Raw genomic sequence first — 19,706 nt, forward strand, 5'->3', positions numbered from 1 at the left:
TGCCTCCCTAGCATGGAGGAAACCATGGCGAAAGGCCGCTGACCGTGAACCAAGAAGCTTTGCAAACCGCGCCGCTGGCGCCCCTGGCGCACTACCGTGTGCTCGATCTGAGCCAGGGCGTGGCCGGCCCCTACTGCACCCACCTGCTGTCGCGCCAGGGCGCCGAGGTGATCAAGGTCGATCCGCCCGAAGGCGACTGGGCGCGCCACGTGGGCATCTCGCGCGATGGGCACAGCAGCCTGTCTGCCACCTACAACGCGGGCAAGCGCAGCATTGCCATTGATGCGCGCCAGGCCCAGGGGCGCGCGCTGCTGCTGCGGCTGGCGCGCGAGGCCGACATCGTGGTGCAGAACTTCCGCCCCCAGGTCGTGCAGCGCATGGGCGTGGACTACGACAGCCTGCGCGCGGCCGGCCTGGACCCGGTGTACGTCTCCATCAGCGGCTACGGACCCACGGGGCCGTATGCGGACCGGCCCGCCACCGACTCCGTCATGCAGGCGGACACGGGCTTGATGACCAGCAACCGCGACGCGCAGGGCCAGCCCCAGCGCGTGGGCCTGCTGCTGGCCGACATCGCAGCCGGTGTCTACGCGGCACAGGCCTGCACGGCGGCCCTGCTGGGCAAGGCGCGCAGCGGGCGCGGGCGCCATGTGGAACTGAACCTGTTCGAGGTCTGCTGCGCCCTGCAATCCACGGTGCTGGCCGAAGACACGCTGCGCGGCGGCCTGCCCGCCGAAGGCGTGAGCGCCCCCAACGGTGTGTTCGCCACGGCCGATGGCTTCATCACCGTGCTGGCCCTGAACAACGACCAGTTCGAGCGGCTGTGCCGCGCGCTGGACCTGCCGCACTGGCTGCAGGACGCGCGCTTTGCCTCCAATGCGGGCCGCATGGCCCACCGCCATGTGCTGCATGCCGGGCTGCAGGCCTTGCTGGCGCAGCAGCCGCGCGCCCACTGGGAGCAGCGCCTGGCGGCGCAGGGCGCCCTGCATGCGGGCGTGCGCACGCTGGCCGATGTGGTGGCGCATCCCCAGGCCGTGCACCGCGCATCGTTCGCCACGCTGGCGCAGCCCGGGTTCGGGCCGCTGCTGTATGCGGCATCACCCTGGCCGGCAGACGCAGCAGCCTGCGGTGCATCCCTTGGCGCCGCGCCGCGCACGGGCGAGCACACGCGCCAGATCCTGGCCGAAGCCGGCTGCACGCCGCAGGAGATGGAGCAATGGATGGCCAGCGGTGTGGTGCACCAGTGCGCGCAGGAGGTCATGGCATGAGCGCTTCCACATCCACGTTCACACCCGCCTCCCCGGACACATCCCCGGACACCTCCATGCAGGCCCTGGTCTGCCATCAATTCGGCGCGCCGCACGAGGTGGTCAGCCTGCAGTCCATGGACCGGCCCGGCCAGCCCCTGGGCGCGCACCAGGCGCGGATTGCCGTGGCCTACGCCAACGTCAGCCACGCCACGGGGCTGCTGATCGAGGGCCGCTACCAGCGGCGCCCGCCGCTGCCCTTCGTGCCCGGCACCGAAGGCGTGGGGCGCGTGCTGGAATGCGGCAGCGCGGTGCAGCACCTGCAGCCCGGCGATGCCGTGGCCTTCATTGCCGACTGGGGTGCCTTTGCGCAGGAAACGGTGGTGGATGCGTCCACCGTCTACCGCCTGCCTGCGGGCATGCCCTGGCTGCAGGCCCTGCCCATTGCCCTGTCCTACGGCACGGCCTACACGGCCCTGCACTGGCGCGCGCGCCTGCAGGAAGGCGATGTGGTGCTGGTGCTGGGCGCCGGTTCGGGCGTGGGCGCTGCGGCGGTGGAAGTGGCCCGGCAGACGCCCGGCGTGCAGGTCATCGCCTGCGCCAGCACCGAGGCCAAGCGCGCCGATGCGCTGCGCCGTGGCGCGCACCAGGCAGTCACCCCGCAGGACCTGGCCGCCCAGGTCAAGCAGGCCACGCAGGGCCGGGGCGCCTCCCTGGTCTTCGACCCCGTGGGGGGCGATCTCTTGCTGCAGGCGCTGCGCGCCGCTGCGCAGAACGCGCAGCTGCTGAGCGTGGGCTTTGCCAGCGGCGCCATTCCCGCCGTGCCCATGAACCTGGCCCTGGTCAAGAACCTCACGCTGCACGGCTTCTTCTACGGCCGCTACATCGGCTGGACGCCGGCCGATGAGCGCCAGGCCTTCGCGGCGCAGCTGCAGCCCGTCATTGCCACGCTGCTCGACTGGGCTGCCCGGGGATGCATCGATCCCCAGGTCAGCCAGGTCTTCGCCATGCATGAACTGCCGGCTGCGCTGGATGCGCTGCACGGCCGCAATGTGACCGGCAAGCTCGCACTCGCCATTCAAGGAGACAAGGTATGACAACGCAACGCACAGGCCCCGCGCTTTCCCGCCGCACCCTGCTGGGCGCCGCTGCGGCGCTGGCCGCATGGAGAACGGCGGGCGCGCAGCCATCCGCCGGGGCCCAGGGCTATCCCAAGGCGCCCATCCGCGTCGTCGTGCCCTATCCACCCGGCGGGCCTACCGACGTGGTCGGGCGCGTGGTCACCACGCGGCTGGGCGAGGCGCTGGGCCAGCCGCTGGTCGTGGACAACAAGGCCGGCGCCAGCGGCATGGTCGGCGCGGCCCTGGTGGCCAAGGCGCCGGCCGACGGCTACACGCTGCTGGTCAACGCCTCCATCCACGTCATCAACCCCTACGTCTATGCCAGCGCGCCCTATGACGCCTTCCGCGATTTCGAGCCGGTCACGCAGCTGGTCGATGTGCCGCTGGTGCTGGTCGTGGGCAGCCAGCTTCCGGTGCGCAATGTGCAGGAGCTGATCGCCTGGGCCAAGGCCCATCCGGGACAGGTGAACTTCGGCTCGGCCGGCAATGCGTCGTCACAGCACCTGTCGGGCGAGCTGTTCCGCCTGAAGACCGGCGCGCAGATGCAGCATGTGCCCTACAAGGGCAGCTCGCCGGCCCTGACCGACCTGATGGGCGGGCAGATCCAGCTCATGTTCGACTCCATGCCCTCGGCCATGCCCTTCATCGCCTCGGGCCGGCTGCGTGCGCTGGCCGTCACCTCGGCCAGTCGCTCGCCCTCCCTGCCCGATGTGCCCACCATGGAAGAGGCCGGCATGCCCGGCTTTCGCACCAGCACCTGGTACGGACTGTGGGCGCCGAAGAACACGCCCCAGGACGTGGTGCAGAAACTGTGGACCGAGTCCCGCCGCGTGCTTGCCGAACCCCAGATCGCCGCGCAATACCGCCGCCTGGGCGCCGAGCCCGTGGGCTCCACGCCCGCCGAGTTCGCGCGCTACATCCAGGCCGAGGCCCGCAAGTGGGAAGAGATCGTGAAGGCGTCGGGGGCGCGGGCGGATTGAGGAGGCCGCCGTCAGGCACCAGCCTTGATTCGGCTGGCTGCCTGCCTTCCCAGATCCGCGATAAAGAGGTCAAAGTCTTCATCCGGCACGTCAATGTAGTGACCCGAGGCGACATCCGCCCACCCCCGCATAGCCGCTTGCCGTAGCGTTTCCAGCTTGGTCGCTTGGGTCTGAGCTTCAACGATTCGATGTTGTTGCTGGCTCAGATTCACTGGACGTGTCGACATGACGGGTTCCTCACACCCGCTCGAACACCGCCGCAATCCCCTGGCCGCCGCCTATGCACATGGTCTCCAGCCCATAGCGGCCCTTGCGGCGCTCCAGCTCGTGCAGCAGGGTGGCCAGGATGCGCACGCCGGTGGCGCCTATGGGGTGGCCCAGGGAGATGCCGGAGCCGTTGACGTTGAGCTTGTGGTCTATGGCGCCCTGGTCGTTCCACTCCCAGCCCTTGAGCACGGACAGCACCTGGCAGGCAAAAGCTTCGTTGAGTTCGACCAGGTCCATCTGGTCCAGCGTGAGGTTCAGGCGCGCCAGCAGTTTCTTGACGGCGGGCACGGGGCCTATGCCCATGTGCGAGGGCTCGCAGCCTGCGGCGGCCCAGCCCACCAGGGTGGCCATGGGGGTGAGGCCCAGCTCGGCCAGCCGGTCCTCGGCCACGATCAGGCAGGCGGCGCTGGCGTCATTCTGCTGGCTGGCGTTGCCGGCCGTGACCGTTCCATTGGGCATGAGCACGCGCAGCTTGCCCATGCTGTCGGTGGTGGCGTCGGCGCGAAAGCCTTCGTCGCGCGTGAACAGCACGGGGTCGCCCTTGCGCTGGGGCACCTTGACGGGGACGATCTCGTCGGCGAAGCGGCCCGCCTCCCAGGCGGCGGCGGCGCGCTGGTGGCTGCGCACGGCATAGGCGTCGGCTGCCTCGCGGCTGATGCCGTAGTCGCGCGCCAGGTTCTCGGCGGTCTCGATCATTCCCGAGATCTTGCCGAAGCGCTCCACGGGCTGGGAGCGCTCGCGGCCGCGGTCCAGCCGGTCGTAGAAGCGCACATTGCCCGAGCGCGCGCCCCAGCGCATGTCGGTGCTGTAGTACTCGATGTTGCTCATGCTCTCCACGCCGCCTGCGATCACCACGTCGGCGGCGCCGCTTTGCACCATCATGGCCGCCGTGGCCACGGCCTGCAGGCCGCCGCCGCAGCGCCGGTCCAGCTGCATGCCCGGCACCGTCACCGGCAGGCCGGCCTGCAGCGCGGCCCAGCGGCCCACGCAGGGCGTCTCGCTGCTGGCGTAGGACTGGGCGAAGACCACGTCGTCGATGCGTGCGGGGTCGATGCCGCTTTTCTCGACCACGGCGCGCACCGTGGTGGCGGCCAGCTCCTCGACCGATACCGGCCGCAGGCTGCCCCCGAAGGTGCCCACGGGCGTGCGAAGGGGGGTGACGATGGCGGCTCTGCGCATGGTGTTGTCTCCTTGGGAATCAGTGGATCAGTGGATCAGTGGATCGGGAAAAGGCTGCGCCGCATTGGCGCAGCAGGGTATGTGCCTGTTGTTCCAGGTCGGCGCGGTGCTCCGGTGCCGCGATGTCGATCAGCCGTTTCACGCGGCGCGACAGCGTCTGGCCGCGCAGGTCGGCCACGCCGTGTTCGGTGACGATGAGGCCGGCGTCGCTGCGCGGCGTGCTGACGGGGCCGGACAGCCGCGCAACGATGCGCGTGGCCCCCCTGGCCGTGGCGGGCAGGGCGATGATGGGCAGGCCGCCGCGGCTGCGTGCCGCGCCGCGCAGAAAGTCCACGGCGCCGCCCACGGCGCCCACGTAGACGCCGCCTGCCACTTCGGAATTGATCTGGCCCGTGAGGTCCACTTCCACCGCCGAATTGATGGCGGCCAGCCTGTGGCTGGCGGCCAGCACCTCGGGGTCGTGCGTGTAGCGCGTCTCGCGCAGCTGCAGGGCGGGGTTGCGGTGGGCCCAGCGGCTGAGCGATTCGCCGCCCATGAGGATGCCGCCGATGCCCACGCCGCGGTCCTGGCTCTTGCGCGCGTGGGTCAGCACGCCGGCTTCGGCCAGGGCTGCAATGCCGTCGCCCACGGCGCCGCTGTGCAGGCCCAGGTCGCGGTGGCCGTGCAGGGCGGCGAGCACGGCCTCGGGCAGGTTGCCCACGCCCACCTGCAGCGTGGCACCGTCTTCGATGAGGGCGGCCACATGGCCGGCAATGGCCTGCTCGGCAGGGCCGGGCGCGCTGCGCGCCTGGTCCAGCGGAGGGTGTTCGGCATCGACCAGCAGGGCGAAGTCGCCGGCCTGCAGGTGCAGGCTGCCGTGCGTCCACGGAATGGCGGGGTTGACCTCGCCGATCAGCACGCGCGCCTTGCGTATGGCGGCCGGCAGGTATTCATGGACCAGGCCCAGGCTGTAGCGGCCTTGTGCATCGGGTGGCGAGACCTGGAGCAGCACCACGTCGGCAGGCAGCAGACCCTCGTCGATCAGGCCGGGCAGGTGGGAGTAGTGGCTGGGCAGGATGTCCAGCACTCCGGCCTGCGCCAGCGCGCGGTGGGGGCCGCCGGCCGCGTAGCCGAAGAAGTCGATGGCGTCGGCATGCGCCGGCTGCAGCGTGTCTGATGCGCCCATGCCCACGAAGACGCGCAGCCGGCCCTGGCCACCGTGCCGGGCCAGTGCATGGCGCTGCGCGACCACGGCACGCGTGAGCGTCAGCGGCTCGGCCGTGGCCTGGCCCCACCACAGGGTGTCGCCGGGGTGGATCAGGGCCTGCAGCCTTTCTTGCAGGGCGTCCGGCGACAGCACGCTCATGGCGCGCGGTCCCAGTCGAAGCGCGTGGGCTGCTTGTCCTTGAAGCGCTGCACCGCCTCCTGGTGGTAGTCCGAGCCACGGCACATCGTCTGGGCATAGGCTTCCAGCTCGGCCATGGCGCGTGCGTCCAGCTCGAAGGCCTGGTTCATGGCCGTCTTGGCCATGCCGATGGCGGCTGTGGATGCCTCGCCGAAGCGCCGCGCCAGTGCCAAGGCGGCGGCCTGCAGGGCCTCGCCGTCTTCCACGATCTCGTAGACCATGCCCAGCGACCTGGCTTCCTCGGCCTGCACGGTGCGCGCGGTGAAGACCAGCTCCTTGGCCTTTTGCAGGCCCACGATGCGCGGCAGCATGTGCATGGCGCCCAGGTCGGGCACCAGGCCGATGCGGCCGAACACGGCGCAGAACTTCGCGCGCCGCGTGCACAGCACGAAGTCGGCGGCCAGCGCCAGGCTCAGGCCCGCGCCGAAGGCCGGGCCGTCCACGGCGGCGATCACGGGTTTTTCGAGGTTGACCAGCTCGGGGAACCACTGGTGCAGGCTGCGCATGCGCTGGCGCCAGGGCAGGCCGGCCTGGCTGGCATCCATCATCTGGCTGATGTCGCCGCCCGAGCAGAAGGCGCCGCCCGCGCCCGTGAGGATGACGGTGTGCACCTGCGCATCGTCACGCATCTGCGCCACGGCGGCGGCCAGTGCCGGGCGCATGGCCTGGTTGAGCGCGTTGCGGGCCTCGGGCCGGTTCAGCGTGATCGTGCCTATGCCGTCCTGGACGGAGGTCAATACGGGGGAGGTGTTCATGGGAACTCCAGGGCAGGGGGAAGGAGCGGCCTCTTGCGAGGCCGCCGTGCATCAGGCGAGTTCGGCGTAGCCGTGGCTGAGCACGATCTTGTCGCGTTCCAGCACGCGGGCGCGCAGTTGCAGCTGGCAGGGCTGGTCGGGCGTGCGCCAGATCTCGGTGACCAGGGTCTCCCCGGGATAGACGGGCGAGGTGAAGCGCACATCCAGCGCCTTCAGGCGCGCGGGATTGCGGTCGCCGCATTGGCGCAGCACGGCATGGGCCACCAGGCCGTAGCTGGCCAGGCCATGCAGGATGGGCCGCTCGAAGCCGGCCTTGCGCGCCACGGCCGGGTCGGCATGCAGCGGGTTGTAGTCGCCCATCAGGCGGTACAGCAGCGCGGCCTCGGGGCGTATGGCCTGGGTGTCGGTGAAGTCGGGCGCGCGGTCCTCCGGCGTGGGGCGCAGCGGCGCCAGGGGCGCGTCGCTGGGCTGGCCGCCATCCAGCAGGCTGTAGCCGCCATCGCCGCGCAGAAAGCTGACCTGCTGCACGGTGGCCAGCAGCTCGCCGCCAGTGGTCTCCAGGCGCCGCTCGGTGACCATGATGGCGCCCTTGCCCTCACCCTTGTCTGTCAGGTGCGTGATGCGGTTGTGGCCCACCACGTCGGCGCTGGCCGGCAGCGGGCGGTGCAGCCGCATGCGCTGCTCGCCATGCAGCAGCTTCACCCAGTCGATGCCCGTATCGGCCTCGCGCGCCCAGAAGCCCGGGTAGCCCAGCACCACGGCCTGCGAGGGCAGGGCGCGCAGCCCGCCCGGCGCCCCTTCGTAGAAAAAGGGCAGGGCGTCGGCGCACAGCGGATCGCTGCCCAGGCCCAGGCTCAATGCATAGAGCATGGTGTCGCGCTCGCCATAGTGCTGGCGCACGGGCTCGAAGGGGCGCTGTTTCAGGTGCTGATAGCTGATGGCCATCACGGTTCCTCTCAGTGGTTGATGGCGCTGGCGCGCTTCAACCCTCGCAACTGGCGCGGCCCGACTCAGGGACACCGAGGAAGGGCCGCCCCGCACCGAGGGTGTCGTCCCCCTCCCTCGCGAAGCGAGTAGAGAGGGGGAAGGCGCGTAGCGCCTCAGGGGGTGTCGTTCAAACAGGATCCCAGCTGAAAACGTCGGCGGACCGGTCCAGCGGCACGAACGATGCCTTGAGCGCCGGCATGCCGTGCTCGGCAATGAACTGGGGCGACCAGCCTTCGCTGCGGTGCACCGAGCGCAGCGGGCGCGGCTGGCTCATGACGAAGATCTCGTTGTTGCGCACGGCGAAAACCTGGGCGTTCACGTCGCGGGCCGCGTCGGACAACAGGTAGACGGCCAGCGGGGCGATCTTGTTGGGCGTCATCTGCTGGATCTTGGCCACGCGCGCCTGCTGCTCGGGCGTGTCGGTGGGGATGGAGCCGATCATGCGGCTCCAGGCGAACGGCGCGATGCAGTTGGAGCGCACGTTGAACTTCTGCATGTCCAGCGCAATGGACTTGGACAGGGCCGTCAGCCCCAGCTTGGCGGCGCTGTAGTTGGCCTGGCCCAGGTTGCCGATCAGGCCCGAGGTCGAGGTCATGTGCACGAAGGCGCCGCTTTCCTGCTCCTTGAAATGGTTGGCGGCCGCGCGGCTCATGTAGTAGCTGCCGTACAGGTGGACCTTGATGACGGCGTCCCACTCGTCCAGGCTCATCTTGTGGAAGAACCGGTCGCGCAGGATGCCGGCGTTGTTGACCACGCCGTCGATGCGGCCGAAGCTGTCCACGGCGCACTGCACGATGCGGCCCGCGCTGGCGGCCTCGGCCACGCTGTCGGTGTTGGCCACGGCCTGGCCGCCTGCGGCCTTGATCTCATCGACCACCTTCTGGGCCGGGCCGGCGTCCGTGCCCTCGCCCGTGGTGGAGGTGCCGATGTCGTTGACCACCACCTTGGCGCCCTCGGCCGCCATGGCCAGCGCCATGTCGCGCCCGATGCCGCCGCCGGCACCCGTCACCACCACTACCTTGTCCTGCATCATTTTCTGCGCCATGGCCTGTCGTCCCCGTTCAGTGTTCGTTGGAAAGAAGTCGGGACCAAGGATGCCGGCAAACACCGCACCGCGCCATTCGCCAATCACAAGGGCGGACTTCGCGGGAATGAAAGCAGGGGCGGGCAGGCCGCGCCGGCCCAGCCTTCAGCGCGGCCAAAGGCTTGCTTAAGAAAACGCGGATTGCGGGCCGCCGCGCTTGCACCGACCATGGCGGCCATGACAGACAAGCAAGCTACCGACACCCTCGACGCCGCCGCGCTGGCGCATCTTCAGTCCTGGCAGGGCCGCAGCGAAACCCTGGCAGACAGCATCACGGCCGCGCCCGTGGCCGCGCTGTCGGCCACGCTGGACCGGGAAGACCCTGAGCCCGCCGACGGCACGGCGCTGCCGCCGCTGTGGCACTGGATGTACTTCCTGCCCCATGCACGCCAAAGCGAGCTGGGCCCCGACGGCCACCCGCGCCGTGGCGGCTTTCTGCCGCCCGTGCCGCTGCCGCGCCGCATGTGGGCCGGCGGGCGCCTGCGCTGGGAGGCAGGCAACGCGCTGCAGGTGGGCCAGAAGGTGCAGCGCCGCTCCACCATCGGCTCGGTCAGCCACAAGAGCGGCCGCTCGGGCGAGCTGCTGTTCGTGCTGGTCGAGCATGCCTACAGCAACGACCAGGGCCTGGCGCTGACCGAGGAGCACGACATCGTCTACCGCGCCGCTGCCCAGCCCGGCGATCCCGCACCCACGCCGCAGAAGCCGCCGCTGGACGGCCAGCAAACCTGGTCGCGCACCATCGTTCCCGACGACGTGCTGCTGTTCCGCTACTCGGCCCTGACCTTCAACGGCCACCGCATCCACTACGACCGCCGCTACGTCACGGGCGTGGAGGGCTATCCGGGCCTGATCGTGCACGGCCCGCTGATCGCCACCCTGCTGCTGGACCTGCTGCGCCGCGAGCTGCCCCAGGCGCGCGTGCTGTCCTTCGAGTTCAAGGCCGTGCGCCCCACCTTCGACCTGCATGCCTTCAGCGTGCACGGCAAGCCTTCTGCAGACGGCAAGACCGTCGAACTCTGGGCCCAGGACCACGAAGGCTGGCTGACCATGACCGGAAAAGCCACCCTGGCCTGAGACCCCTGAACACCGAGCCTTGAGACCACCATGATCGAACACACCCTTTCCAACAATTTCCCCGAGATCCGCGACGCCATCCGTGCGCTGTGCGCCGAGTTCCCTGACGAGTATTTCCGCAAGATCGACGAGCAGCGCGCCTATCCCGAGACCTTCGTGGACGCGCTGACCAAGGCCGGCTGGCTGGCCGCGCTGATCCCGCAGGAGTACGGCGGCTCGGGCCTGGGCCTGACCGAGGCCAGCGTGATCATGGAAGAGATCAACCGCTGCGGCGGCAACTCCGGCGCCTGCCATGGCCAGATGTACAACATGGGCACGCTGCTGCGCCACGGCTCGCAGGCGCAAAAGGAGAAATACCTGCCGCGCATCGCCTCGGGCGAATGGCGCCTGCAGTCCATGGGCGTGACCGAGCCCACCACGGGCACGGACACCACCAAGATCAAGACCAGCGCCGTCAAGAAGGATGGCCGCTACGTGGTCAACGGCCAGAAGGTCTGGATCAGCCGCGTGCAGCACAGCGACTGGATGATCCTGCTGGCGCGCACCACGCCGCTGGCCGAGGTGAAGAAAAAGAGCGAGGGCATGTCCATCTTCATGGTGGACCTGGCCGAGGCGAAAAAGAGCGGCCTGACCGTGCGCCCCATCCCCAACATGGTCAACCACGAGACCAACGAGCTGTTCTTCGAGAACCTGGAAATCCCCGAGGAGAACCTGATCGGCGAGGAAGGCAAGGGCTTCAAGTACATCCTCGACGGCCTCAATGCCGAGCGCACGCTGATTGCGGCCGAATGCATTGGCGACGGCTACTGGTTCCTGGACCGCGTGACCAACTACGTGCGCGACCGCAACGTGTTCGGCCGCCCCATCGGGCAGAACCAGGGCGTGCAGTTCCCCATTGCCGATGCTTTCATCGAGGTCGAGGCCGCCAACCTCATGCGCTGGAAGGCCTGCGAGATGTTCGACGCCAACCAGGCCATGGGCGCCCAGGCCAACATGGCCAAGTACCTGGCAGCCAAGGCCAGCTGGGAGGCGGCCAATGCCTGCATCCAGTTCCACGGCGGCTTCGGCTTTGCCTGCGAATACGACGTGGAGCGCAAGTTCCGCGAGACGCGCCTGTACCAGGTGGCGCCGATCTCCACGAACCTGATCTATTCCTACGTGGCCGAGCACATCCTCGGTCTCCCGCGTTCTTTCTGAAATGGAAAACCCCCTGAGTCGCTTCGCGCCTTCCCCCTGGAAGGGGGACGACAGCCTCGCTGCGGGGGCGGCCCTTGCTTGCTGTCCCTGGCTTGGAGCGCGCCAGTTGGTCGGGTCGTGGGTTTCGCCAATGTGCAATGGATTTCCAAGATGAAAAAGCAAAGTCTTCGGCCGCTTGACGGCACCACCGTCGTCTCGCTGGAACATGCGGTGGCCGCACCGTTTTGCACGCGCCAGCTGGCCGACCTGGGCGCGCGCGTGATCAAGGTCGAGCGGCCGGGCAGCGGCGACTTTGCGCGCGGCTATGACCAGCGCGTGCAGGGCCAGTCCTCGCACTTCACCTGGATCAACCGCAGCAAGCAGAGCCTGGCGCTGGACCTCAAGCAGGACGAGGCCATGCAGGCGCTGCTGCAGCTGCTGGAGGGTGCCGACGTGCTGGTGCAGAACCTGGCGCCCGGCGCTGCCGCGCGCATGGGCCTGTCCTATGCGGCGCTGCGAGAGCGCTTTCCGCGCCTCATCGTCTGCGACATCAGCGGCTACGGCGCTGACGGCCCCTACCGCGACAAGAAGGCCTACGACCTGCTGATCCAGAGCGAGGCGGGCTTTCTCTCGGTCACGGGCACGCCCGAGGTGCCGTCCAAGGCCGGCATCTCGGTGGCCGACATCGCGGCCGGCATGTATGCCTACACCAACATCCTGTCGGCCCTGCTGCTGCGCGGGCGCACGGGCGAGGGCAGCCACATCGATGTGTCCATGCTGGAGGCGCTGGGCGAGTGGATGGGTTATCCCATGTACTACGCCTTCGACGGCGCGCCGCCGCCGCCGCGCACCGGCGCCTCGCACGCCAGCATCTATCCCTACGGGCCGTTCGAGGCCGGTGACGGCGGGACGGTGATGCTGGGCCTGCAAAACGAACGTGAGTGGAAGCTCTTTTGCGAACAGGTGCTGCTGCAGCCCGCGCTGGCCACGGATGCGCGCTTTGACAGCAATGCGCGCCGCAACGCCAACCGCGAGGAGCTGCGTGCGCTGATCCTGGGCGTGTTCAACGCGCTCGATGCCGCCCAGGTGGTGCAGCGGCTGGATGCGGCCGGCATCGCCAATGCGCGCGTCAACGACATGGCCGGCCTGTGGGCCCATCCGCAGCTGGCCGCACGCCAGCGCTGGTGCAGTGTGGACACGCCGGCCGGTCCGGTGCAAGCGCTGCTGCCGCCCGGCGCCAACAGCGCCTTCGACTACCGCATGGAGGCCGTGCCCGCCGTGGGCGAGCACAGCGCCGCCATCCTGGCCGAGCTGGGCTGGAGCGCAGAGCGCATCCAGGCTTTGTGCCCGCAGTCTGGAAAACCCACTCCCTGAAACCTGGGCGCATGCGCAGAATGCGCCGGAGACCCCCTCATGAAACATGATTCGCAAGTGAGCATCCATCCGCTGGCCCAGTTCGCCGCCACGCTGCGCTGGGACGACGTTCCCGCCGCCGTGCAGCAGCGCGCCGAAGACCTCTGGGTGGACTGGTTCGGCTCCGTGCTGGCAGGCCAGGGCGCGCGCCCCGTGCAGAGCATCACGCGCTTTGCGCTGTCCCAGGGACCGGCGCAGGGGCCTAGCGAGATCCTGGGCAGTGCCGACACCACCTCGCCCATGATGGCAGCCCTGGCCAATGCCGCGGCCTCGCATGTGGCCGAGCAGGACGATGTGCACAACGGCTCGGTCTTCCACCCTGCCGCCGTGGTCTTCCCGCCCGCGCTGGCGGTGGCGCAGAGCATCGGCGCCAGCGGCGCCGAACTCATGGCCGCCTGCGTGGCCGGCTACGAGGTCGGCATCCGCGTGGGCGAGTTCCTGGGCCGCAGCCACTACCGCATCTTCCACACCACGGCCACGGCCGGCACCCTGGCTGCCGCGGCCGCCGTGGGCCGGCTGCTGGGCCTCACGCCTGCGCAGATGCAGCATGCCTTCGGCTCGGCCGGCACGCAGTCGGCAGGGCTGTGGGAGTTCCTGCGCACGGGCGCCGACAGCAAGCAGCTGCACACGGCGCATGCGGCCGCTGCGGGCCTGATGTCGGCCTATCTGGCCCGGGACGGATTCACCGGTGCGCAGGACATCTTCACCGGGCCGCAGGGCCTGGCGGCAGGCATGTCCACGGACGCCGATCCCACGCGCCTCACGGATGGCATCGGCACGCGCTGGGCCACGGCCGAGACCTCGTTCAAATGGCATGCCTCCTGCCGCCACACGCACCCGGCTGCCGACGCGCTGCTGCAGGTCATGCAGGACCACGGCCTGGCCCCCGCCGACCTGGCGCAGGTTACCTGCCACGTGCACCAGGGCGCCATCGACGTGCTGGGCCCCGTGGTCGATCCCGGTACGGTGCACCAGAGCAAGTTCTCCATGGGCACGGTGCTGGCGCTGGCCGCGCGCCACGGCCATGCGGGCCTGGACGAGTTCGACAACGAATACCTGGCCGCCACCACCGTGGCCCTGCGCGAGAAGGTGGGCATGGTGCTGGACCCCGAGGTCGATGCCGCCTACCCGCAGCGCTGGATCGGCAAGGTCACCGTGCTCACCACCGATGGCCGCACGCTGCACGGCCGCGTGGAAGAGCCCAAGGGCGATCCGGGCAACACGCTGTCGCGCGAGGAGATCACGGCCAAGGCGCTGCGACTGATCGCCTATGGCGGTGCCCTGCAGGACGACCCCGCCCAGGCCGCCGTAGCGCGGCTGTGGCAGATCGCGCACTGGCCGCGCGTGCAGCGCCTGCTTGACTGAGTTCTTGACTGAGTTTTCGCGCCGGCCCCGGCCGGCGAATCCATGGGAAAGGCGCCACCACAGAGCGCCTCCCGCTTCCACCCAAGTGCACAGGAGACAAACCATGCAACGCACCACTTCTTTCCGCCGCCGCCTCGTTTACGCAGCGGCCGCCGCCTGCGCCCTTGCCGCCGGCGGGACGACCACCGGCGCCCTGGCCGCGGCCTGGCCCGAGAAGCCCGTCGTCCTCGTCGTGCCCTACAGCGCTGGCGGCCCCACCGATGTGGTGGCGCGCCTGCTGGCCGTGCCCATGGGCCAGGTGCTGGGCCAGAGCGTGCTGGTCGAGAACACCGTGGGAGCGGGCGGCACCATTGCGCCCAACCGCGTGGCCAAGGCCAAGGCCGACGGCTACACCATCCTCATCCACCACATGGGCATGGCCACGGCGCCTGCGCTGTACAAGAAGCTGCCCTATGACCCGCTCAAGGACTTCGAGTACATCGGCCAGGTGCTGGACGTGCCCATGACCCTGCTGTCGCGCAAGGACTTCCCGGCCAACAACTTCGCCGAGCTGCTGGACTACGTGAAGAAGAACCAGGACAAGGTCTCGCTGGCCAATGCCGGCATCGGCGCCGTCTCCCAGCTGTGCGGCATGCTGTTCATGCACCAGGCGGGCGTCAAGCTCACCACCGTGCCCTACAAGGGCGCAGGCCCGGCCATGAACGACCTCATGGGCGGCCAGGTGGACCTGCTGTGCGACCAGACCACGCAGACCGTGCCCGTGATCAAGGACGGCCAGCGCGCCAAGGTCTTCGGCGTGACCACGCCCAAGCGCCTGTCCTCGCTGCCCGACATCCCCACGCTGGACGAGCAGGGCCTCAAGGGCTTCGACGTCAAGGTCTGGCACGGCATGTACGCGCCCAAGGGCACGCCCAAGGAGGTGGTCATGGCCATCAACAAGGCGCTGAACGTGGCCATCAAGGACGAGAACGTCAAAAAGCGCATCGCCGAACTCAGCTCCGACCTGGTCACGCCCGACAAGGCCACGCCGGAAGGCCTGCGCACCCACCTGCAGGCCGAGGTGGCGCGCTGGGACAAGGTCATCAAGGCCGCAGGCGTCTCGGCCGAATAAACCGCTCTCCCAAGGACATCCGCATGCACGATCTGGCGCGACAGGCCACTTCCTTTCTCTTCGTCCCCGCCACGCGGCCCGAGCGCCTGGGCAAGGCCCTGGACAGCGGCGCCGACATGGTCATCGCCGACTGGGAGGATGCCGTGGCCCCGGCCGACAAGGACGGCGCCCGCCAGGCGCTGGCCCAGGCCGTGGGTGCGCTGGAAGGCCCGGCCCGTGCCCGCCTGCTGGTGCGCATCAACGCCGAAGGCACGCCCTGGCATGCGGATGACCTGCGCGCGCTGGCGCAGCTGGTGGAGCAGGGCGTGGCCGGCGCCATGGTCTCCAAGGCCGAGCGCGCCCAGACACTGCATGCGGTGGCCCAGGCTGCCGGTGCACGGGCGGCCGTGCTGCCCCTCATCGAAAGCGTGGCCGGCCTGGACGCGGCCGACGCCCTGGCTGCCGCGCCCCAGGTGGTGCGCCTGGCCTTCGGCCACCTGGACTTCCAGGTCGATGCGGGCATGGCCTGCGAGCAGGGCGAGGAAGAGCTGCTGCCCATGCGCATGGCCCTGGTCCTGGCCTCGCGCCGCGCCGGCATCGGCGCGGCCGTGGACGGCGTGACGGTGGACACGCGCAACCCCGAGCGGCTGGCCCAGGACGCGGCACGCGCGCGGCGCATGGGCTTTGGCGGCAAGCTGTGCATCCACCCGGCCCAGGTCCAGCCCCTGCACGCCGTCTTCGACCCCGATGCAGCGGCCGTGGCCCACGCGCAGCGCCTGCGTCAGGCCCTGGCCGAGGCCGGAGGCGGCGTCTGCGTGCTGGACGGCCGCATGGTCGATGCGCCCGTGCTCAAGCAGGCCGAACAGGTGCTGCTGCGCCATGCCTGGGCGCAACAGAGATCTGCAGCACGATCTTGATGAAAATGAGACTGAAAGGCCGTTTTGCACTCAGAGTTTTCTGATTCTGGTGCAAGCAGTCCAATGATTTCCCTGATGGTGAATCCATCTGCCTCGAATATGCTTGGCCAACTCGATTGATTTCGAGACGGCGGTTTCTTGATCCGGTGTCTCCACCCATGGGGCACCCAGGCAAAGGAGCGTGTGATGGCAGTGATCTCGGGGACGGCATCGAACAGCGGATTCAACGGCCAATTGAATGACCGACTTGAAGACCGAATGGATGACCGACTGGATAACCGATTGAATCGGCGCCAGGCGCTGGCCCTGGCGGCCGGCGCCGTGGCGGCGGGGCCCGCCAGCGTGCTGGCGCAGGCCGGCTTTGCCACACGGCCCGTGCGCATCGTCGTGCCCTTTGCGGCGGGCGGCGCCACCGACGTGATTGCGCGCATCCTGGGCGAGCGCATGGCCCAGCAGCTGGGCCAGACCGTGGTGGTGGACAACAAGCCCGGCGCGGCCGGACTGATCGGCGGCGAAATGGTGGTCCGCTCCGCGCCCGACGGGCTCACCCTGCTGCTGGGCACCACCTCCACCATGCTCACCAACAAATACCTCTACAAGAAGACCGCCTACGACCCGCTGACCGACCTCACGCCCCTGTCGCGCGTGTGCATGGCGCCCATCGCCCTGGTGGTCACGGCCGACGTGCCCGCCAACAGCCTGCGCGAATTCATGGCCTGGGCCCAGGCCAACGCGGGCAAGCTCTCGTATGGCTCCTACGGCATAGGCTCGCACGGCCACCTGGCCTGCGCCGTGCTCAGCGACATGGCCGGTGCCGGCATGGCGCATGCGGCCTACCGAGGCGAGGCGCTGATGGTGCAGGACATGCTGGGCGGGCGCATCCCCATCGGCATGGGCAGCCTGCTCACGCTCAAGCCCCATATCGATGCAGGCAAGCTGCGCGCCCTGGCCGTCACCGGCACGCGCCGCGTGCCCCTGCTGCCCGAGGTACCCACCTTTGCCGAGGCCGGCTACCGCCACGAGGCCATGGAACTGTCCGGCTGGCTGGCCATCGCCGGCCCCAGGGGCCTGCCGGCCGACCTCACGCGGCAATGGGGCGAGATCTCCAACCGCGCAGTGGCCAGCCGCGAAGGCACGGCCCGCATCATCGCGGCCGGTTTCGTCCCTGTCGATGACGACAGCCCTCAGCGCTTCGGCAAGGCCTGGGCGCAGGAGGCTCCGGTCTGGGGGCGGCTGCTGCAGTCGGCGGGGGTGCAACCCGGTTGATGGCGCACAGCGGCCCTGGTTGCCCAAGGCTGCACTCATGCCCTGTGCTGTAATCGCCCCTCCTCAGGCGGCCCCGGTGGTGCAATGCCATGGCGGGACAGCCCGTGGTTTCTCAAACATTCAAGAGAGGGTATTACCGTGAGTGCATTGGTCATCAAGGCCTGGAAAGCCAGCGAGCAACCCATAGACGACAAGGGCAACCACATTGCCATCACAGGCCGCGAAGGCGGCCTGGTCGCCTGGATCCTGTCCAAGGTCAACATCGATCCCACCACCACCATCCGCGTGGGCAGCGAGCGCCTGGAGTTCAGCAGCGCCTCGCTGTCGGGCACCCAGTCGCGCCTGATCCCGCTGCAGGGCATCTGCTCCACCTACTACGGCTATCACAAGCCCTGGAAGACGGCGCTGGGCATCGGTGCCCTGTCCCTGTTCATGGGCGGGTCGATGATGGCCCAGAGCTTCTTTGCAGGCCTGGTGGTCATGCTGATCGGCTGGGGCATCGCCGCCGTCATCTACTTCCTGAACCGCACCCTGACGCTGGGCTTCATCGAGAACAGCGGCGCAGTCAACGGCATCCAGTTCAAGCGCTCGGTGATCGAGAACATCGACATCACCCAGGAGCAGGCCAGGCAGGTCTGCGAACTGATGCAAAAGCTGATCGAGGCCAAGGAAAAGCGGCTCTGACGACGCGGCGGCACGCAAGTGCCGTCCGGCGCCATCCGGCGCCGCGTGTGCCCTGCGCTCAGGCCTGTGCCGGGCTGCGCGCCATCAGCTTGAAGGTGCCCGTGGCCAGGGCCACCAGGGTGCCGTCCTCGGAGCGCACTTCGCCGCGCGCGAAGCTGATGGAGCGGCCGCGCCGCTCGCAGTGGGCGGTGGCGATGAGATCGCCGCTGCCGGCCGAGACGTAGTGCAGCGTGAGATCGATGGTGGCCACGCCGAAGGCCGTGGGGTCATGCGAGCGGCAGGCCGAGGCCAGGGCGCAGTCCAGCAGCGAGGCGATGGCGCCGCCGTGCACGTCGCCGCGGCTGTTGGCCTGGTCCGGTTGAAAGCCCATGCGGATCTGGGCGCGGTCCTCGCCAATGCGTTCACCGCTGAGCTTCATGGCGCGGGCCATGGGCATGGGCAGGCCGAAGAGGATGCCGGGCGCCTCGCCTTCGAAGGGGTTGGCCGGGTGGTCTTTGATGGGTGTATTCATGGACATGATCATCGCATTGGGCGCGGCGCTCGAGACTGGCGTGTACCGACTCCGGGGCACCGAGGAAGGGCCTACGCCGGCCGCGCCGCCCCGCACCGAGGGTGCCGCCGGTTGCCCGGATGCCCCCCTCCCGCGAAGCGAGAGAGGGCGCCGTGCACACGGGGGAAGCGGCGCAGCCGCTCAGGGGGTGACTTTCAATCCACACGTGCACCTGTCGATTTGACGACAGTGGCCCAGCGCGTGATTTCCTTGTCGATATGCGCCTGCAGCGCCTCGGGCGTGGAGCCCACGGGCTCGTAGCCGCCGGCGGCCAGCTGGGCCTGCAGCGCGGGCTGGCGCAGGGCGGAGGCGATCTCGCGGCTCAGGCGCTGGGTGGCTTCGGCGGGCGTGCCGGCCGGCGCGATGACGGCGTACCAGCCGGTCACGTCGAAGCCTGCGATGCCCTGCTCCTGGATGGTGGCCACCTCGGGCGCCAGCGCCGATCGCTGCGGGCTGGTGACGGCCAGCGCGTGCATGCGCCCGCTGCGGATGTGGGGCATGGAGGTGGAGATGCTGTCGAAGGTCAGGTCGATGTCGCCGGCCAGCATGGCGTTGACCACGCCCGCGCTGCCCTTGTAGGGCACATGGGTCATGCGCACGCCTGCCATGGAGCCGAAGTACTCGGCCGCCAGATGCCCCGTGTTGCCGTTGCCCGCCGAGCCGAAGGTGAGCTTGCCGGGGTTGGCCTTGGCGGCCTGGATGAGTTCCTGGATGTTCCTGGCCGGCAGCTTGCTGCTGGCGGCAACCACCATGGGCAGGTTGGCCACCAAAGACACGGGCGCGAAGTCGCGGCGGGTGTCGTAGGGCAGCTTGGGATAGAGGCTGTCGTTGATGGCATGGGCGGCCAGCACCATGAGCACCGTGTAGCCATCGGGCCTGGCGCGCGCCACGTATTGCGAGGCCAGCGTGCCGCCCGCGCCGGGCTTGTATTCCAGCACCACGGGTTGGCCCAGCTGCTGCTGCAGCTGCACGGCCAGCGGGCGGCCCAGCAGGTCGGCACTGCCGCCGGGTGGATAGGGAATGACCAGCTGGATGGGCTTGGCAGGCCAGGCATCGGCAGCATGGGCGAGATGGGTGGCCGGGGCTAGCAGGGCGCAGGTCGCCAGGGCCAGGCAGGACAGCAGGCGGCGGCGCGGGAGTGGGTGCATGGGCATGGGCATGGGGGGA

General features: G+C 69.4%; 19 protein-coding genes. 11 read left to right on the top strand and 8 right to left on the bottom strand.

Annotated features, from left to right (window positions below; all coding sequences use genetic code 11):
- Positions 1–44 precede the first annotated feature (44 nt).
- The 3 genes from ACN20X_RS00930 to ACN20X_RS00940 are packed head-to-tail and all read left to right on the top strand — an operon-like array spanning position 45 to position 3,348.
- Positions 45–1,268 (top strand): CaiB/BaiF CoA transferase family protein, encoded by a 1,224-nt coding sequence (locus tag ACN20X_RS00930; RefSeq protein WP_016452195.1) that lies wholly within the window; start codon positions 45–47, stop codon positions 1,266–1,268.
- A gap of 56 nt (positions 1,269–1,324) precedes the next feature.
- A complete protein-coding gene (locus tag ACN20X_RS00935; RefSeq protein WP_047474924.1) occupies positions 1,325–2,344 on the top strand; it encodes an NADPH:quinone oxidoreductase family protein in 1,020 nt (339 codons plus the stop codon).
- On the top strand, positions 2,341–3,348 hold the full coding sequence (locus ACN20X_RS00940; RefSeq protein ID WP_034397674.1) for a Bug family tripartite tricarboxylate transporter substrate binding protein: 1,008 nt from the start codon (positions 2,341–2,343) through the stop codon (positions 3,346–3,348). Before ACN20X_RS00935 ends, ACN20X_RS00940 begins: the two co-directional genes overlap by 4 nt.
- Before the next feature lie 11 nt (positions 3,349–3,359).
- On the opposite strand, the gene ACN20X_RS00945 is transcribed toward ACN20X_RS00940, so the two are convergent.
- The 6 genes from ACN20X_RS00945 to ACN20X_RS00970 form a co-directional block, all read right to left on the bottom strand.
- The gene (locus ACN20X_RS00945) at positions 3,360–3,575 is read right to left on the bottom strand and encodes a hypothetical protein (RefSeq protein ID WP_047474923.1); all 216 of its coding nucleotides are present in this window, start codon (positions 3,573–3,575) and stop codon (positions 3,360–3,362) included.
- A gap of 10 nt (positions 3,576–3,585) precedes the next feature.
- A complete protein-coding gene (locus tag ACN20X_RS00950) occupies positions 3,586–4,794 on the bottom strand; it encodes an acetyl-CoA C-acetyltransferase (protein ID WP_013800084.1) in 1,209 nt (402 codons plus the stop codon).
- 19 nt (positions 4,795–4,813) lie between these two features.
- Positions 4,814–6,139: an acetyl-CoA hydrolase/transferase family protein gene (locus ACN20X_RS00955; RefSeq protein ID WP_473210196.1), complete on the bottom strand. Its 1,326-nt coding sequence runs from the start codon at positions 6,137–6,139 to the stop codon at positions 4,814–4,816.
- On the bottom strand, positions 6,136–6,933 hold the full coding sequence (locus ACN20X_RS00960; RefSeq protein WP_016450246.1) for an enoyl-CoA hydratase/isomerase family protein: 798 nt from the start codon (positions 6,931–6,933) through the stop codon (positions 6,136–6,138). The genes ACN20X_RS00955 and ACN20X_RS00960 overlap by 4 nt, the downstream gene beginning before the upstream one ends.
- A gap of 51 nt (positions 6,934–6,984) precedes the next feature.
- Positions 6,985–7,878, bottom strand: coding sequence for a MaoC family dehydratase (locus ACN20X_RS00965; RefSeq protein WP_160851149.1), 894 nt, complete (start codon positions 7,876–7,878; stop codon positions 6,985–6,987).
- 169 nt (positions 7,879–8,047) lie between these two features.
- Positions 8,048–8,965: an SDR family NAD(P)-dependent oxidoreductase gene (locus ACN20X_RS00970; protein WP_016452187.1), complete on the bottom strand. Its 918-nt coding sequence runs from the start codon at positions 8,963–8,965 to the stop codon at positions 8,048–8,050.
- 207 nt (positions 8,966–9,172) lie between these two features.
- Between ACN20X_RS00970 and ACN20X_RS00975 the strand changes: the two genes are divergently transcribed.
- From ACN20X_RS00975 to ACN20X_RS01010, 8 genes are all read left to right on the top strand, one after another.
- Entirely contained in the window at positions 9,173–10,078 is a 906-nt protein-coding gene (locus ACN20X_RS00975) for an HTD2 family dehydratase (RefSeq protein WP_133072641.1), read from the top strand.
- Positions 10,079–10,108: 30 nt separating this feature from the next.
- The gene (locus tag ACN20X_RS00980) at positions 10,109–11,275 is read left to right on the top strand and encodes an acyl-CoA dehydrogenase family protein (protein WP_473210197.1); all 1,167 of its coding nucleotides are present in this window, start codon (positions 10,109–10,111) and stop codon (positions 11,273–11,275) included.
- A gap of 150 nt (positions 11,276–11,425) precedes the next feature.
- Positions 11,426–12,628 carry a CaiB/BaiF CoA transferase family protein gene (locus ACN20X_RS00985; RefSeq protein ID WP_016452185.1) on the top strand — a complete coding sequence of 401 codons (1,203 nt, stop codon included), beginning with the start codon at positions 11,426–11,428 and terminating at the stop codon, positions 12,626–12,628.
- Between the two features lie 39 nt (positions 12,629–12,667).
- Positions 12,668–14,032 (top strand): MmgE/PrpD family protein, encoded by a 1,365-nt coding sequence (locus ACN20X_RS00990; protein WP_473210198.1) that lies wholly within the window; start codon positions 12,668–12,670, stop codon positions 14,030–14,032.
- Between the two features lie 103 nt (positions 14,033–14,135).
- Positions 14,136–15,143, top strand: coding sequence for a tripartite tricarboxylate transporter substrate binding protein BugD (locus tag ACN20X_RS00995; RefSeq protein ID WP_074921220.1), 1,008 nt, complete (start codon positions 14,136–14,138; stop codon positions 15,141–15,143).
- A gap of 23 nt (positions 15,144–15,166) precedes the next feature.
- Positions 15,167–16,039 carry an HpcH/HpaI aldolase/citrate lyase family protein gene (locus tag ACN20X_RS01000; RefSeq protein ID WP_012202141.1) on the top strand — a complete coding sequence of 291 codons (873 nt, stop codon included), beginning with the start codon at positions 15,167–15,169 and terminating at the stop codon, positions 16,037–16,039.
- A 186-nt stretch (positions 16,040–16,225) separates the two neighbouring features.
- Positions 16,226–17,305, top strand: a complete 1,080-nt coding sequence (locus tag ACN20X_RS01005) for a Bug family tripartite tricarboxylate transporter substrate binding protein (protein ID WP_473210199.1) — start codon at positions 16,226–16,228, stop codon at positions 17,303–17,305.
- Positions 17,306–17,443: 138 nt separating this feature from the next.
- A complete protein-coding gene (locus ACN20X_RS01010) occupies positions 17,444–17,989 on the top strand; it encodes a hypothetical protein (protein WP_012202143.1) in 546 nt (181 codons plus the stop codon).
- Positions 17,990–18,047: 58 nt separating this feature from the next.
- Here the strand turns inward: ACN20X_RS01010 and ACN20X_RS01015 are convergent, their stop codons facing one another.
- Both ACN20X_RS01015 and ACN20X_RS01020 read right to left on the bottom strand, forming a co-directional pair.
- The gene (locus tag ACN20X_RS01015; protein ID WP_034399057.1) at positions 18,048–18,500 is read right to left on the bottom strand and encodes a PaaI family thioesterase; all 453 of its coding nucleotides are present in this window, start codon (positions 18,498–18,500) and stop codon (positions 18,048–18,050) included.
- 194 nt (positions 18,501–18,694) lie between these two features.
- The gene (locus tag ACN20X_RS01020; protein WP_275826761.1) at positions 18,695–19,693 is read right to left on the bottom strand and encodes a tripartite tricarboxylate transporter substrate binding protein; all 999 of its coding nucleotides are present in this window, start codon (positions 19,691–19,693) and stop codon (positions 18,695–18,697) included.
- Between the last annotated feature and the right edge of the window lie 13 nt (positions 19,694–19,706).

It is taken from the genome of Delftia sp. PX-1, from assembly GCF_055797465.1.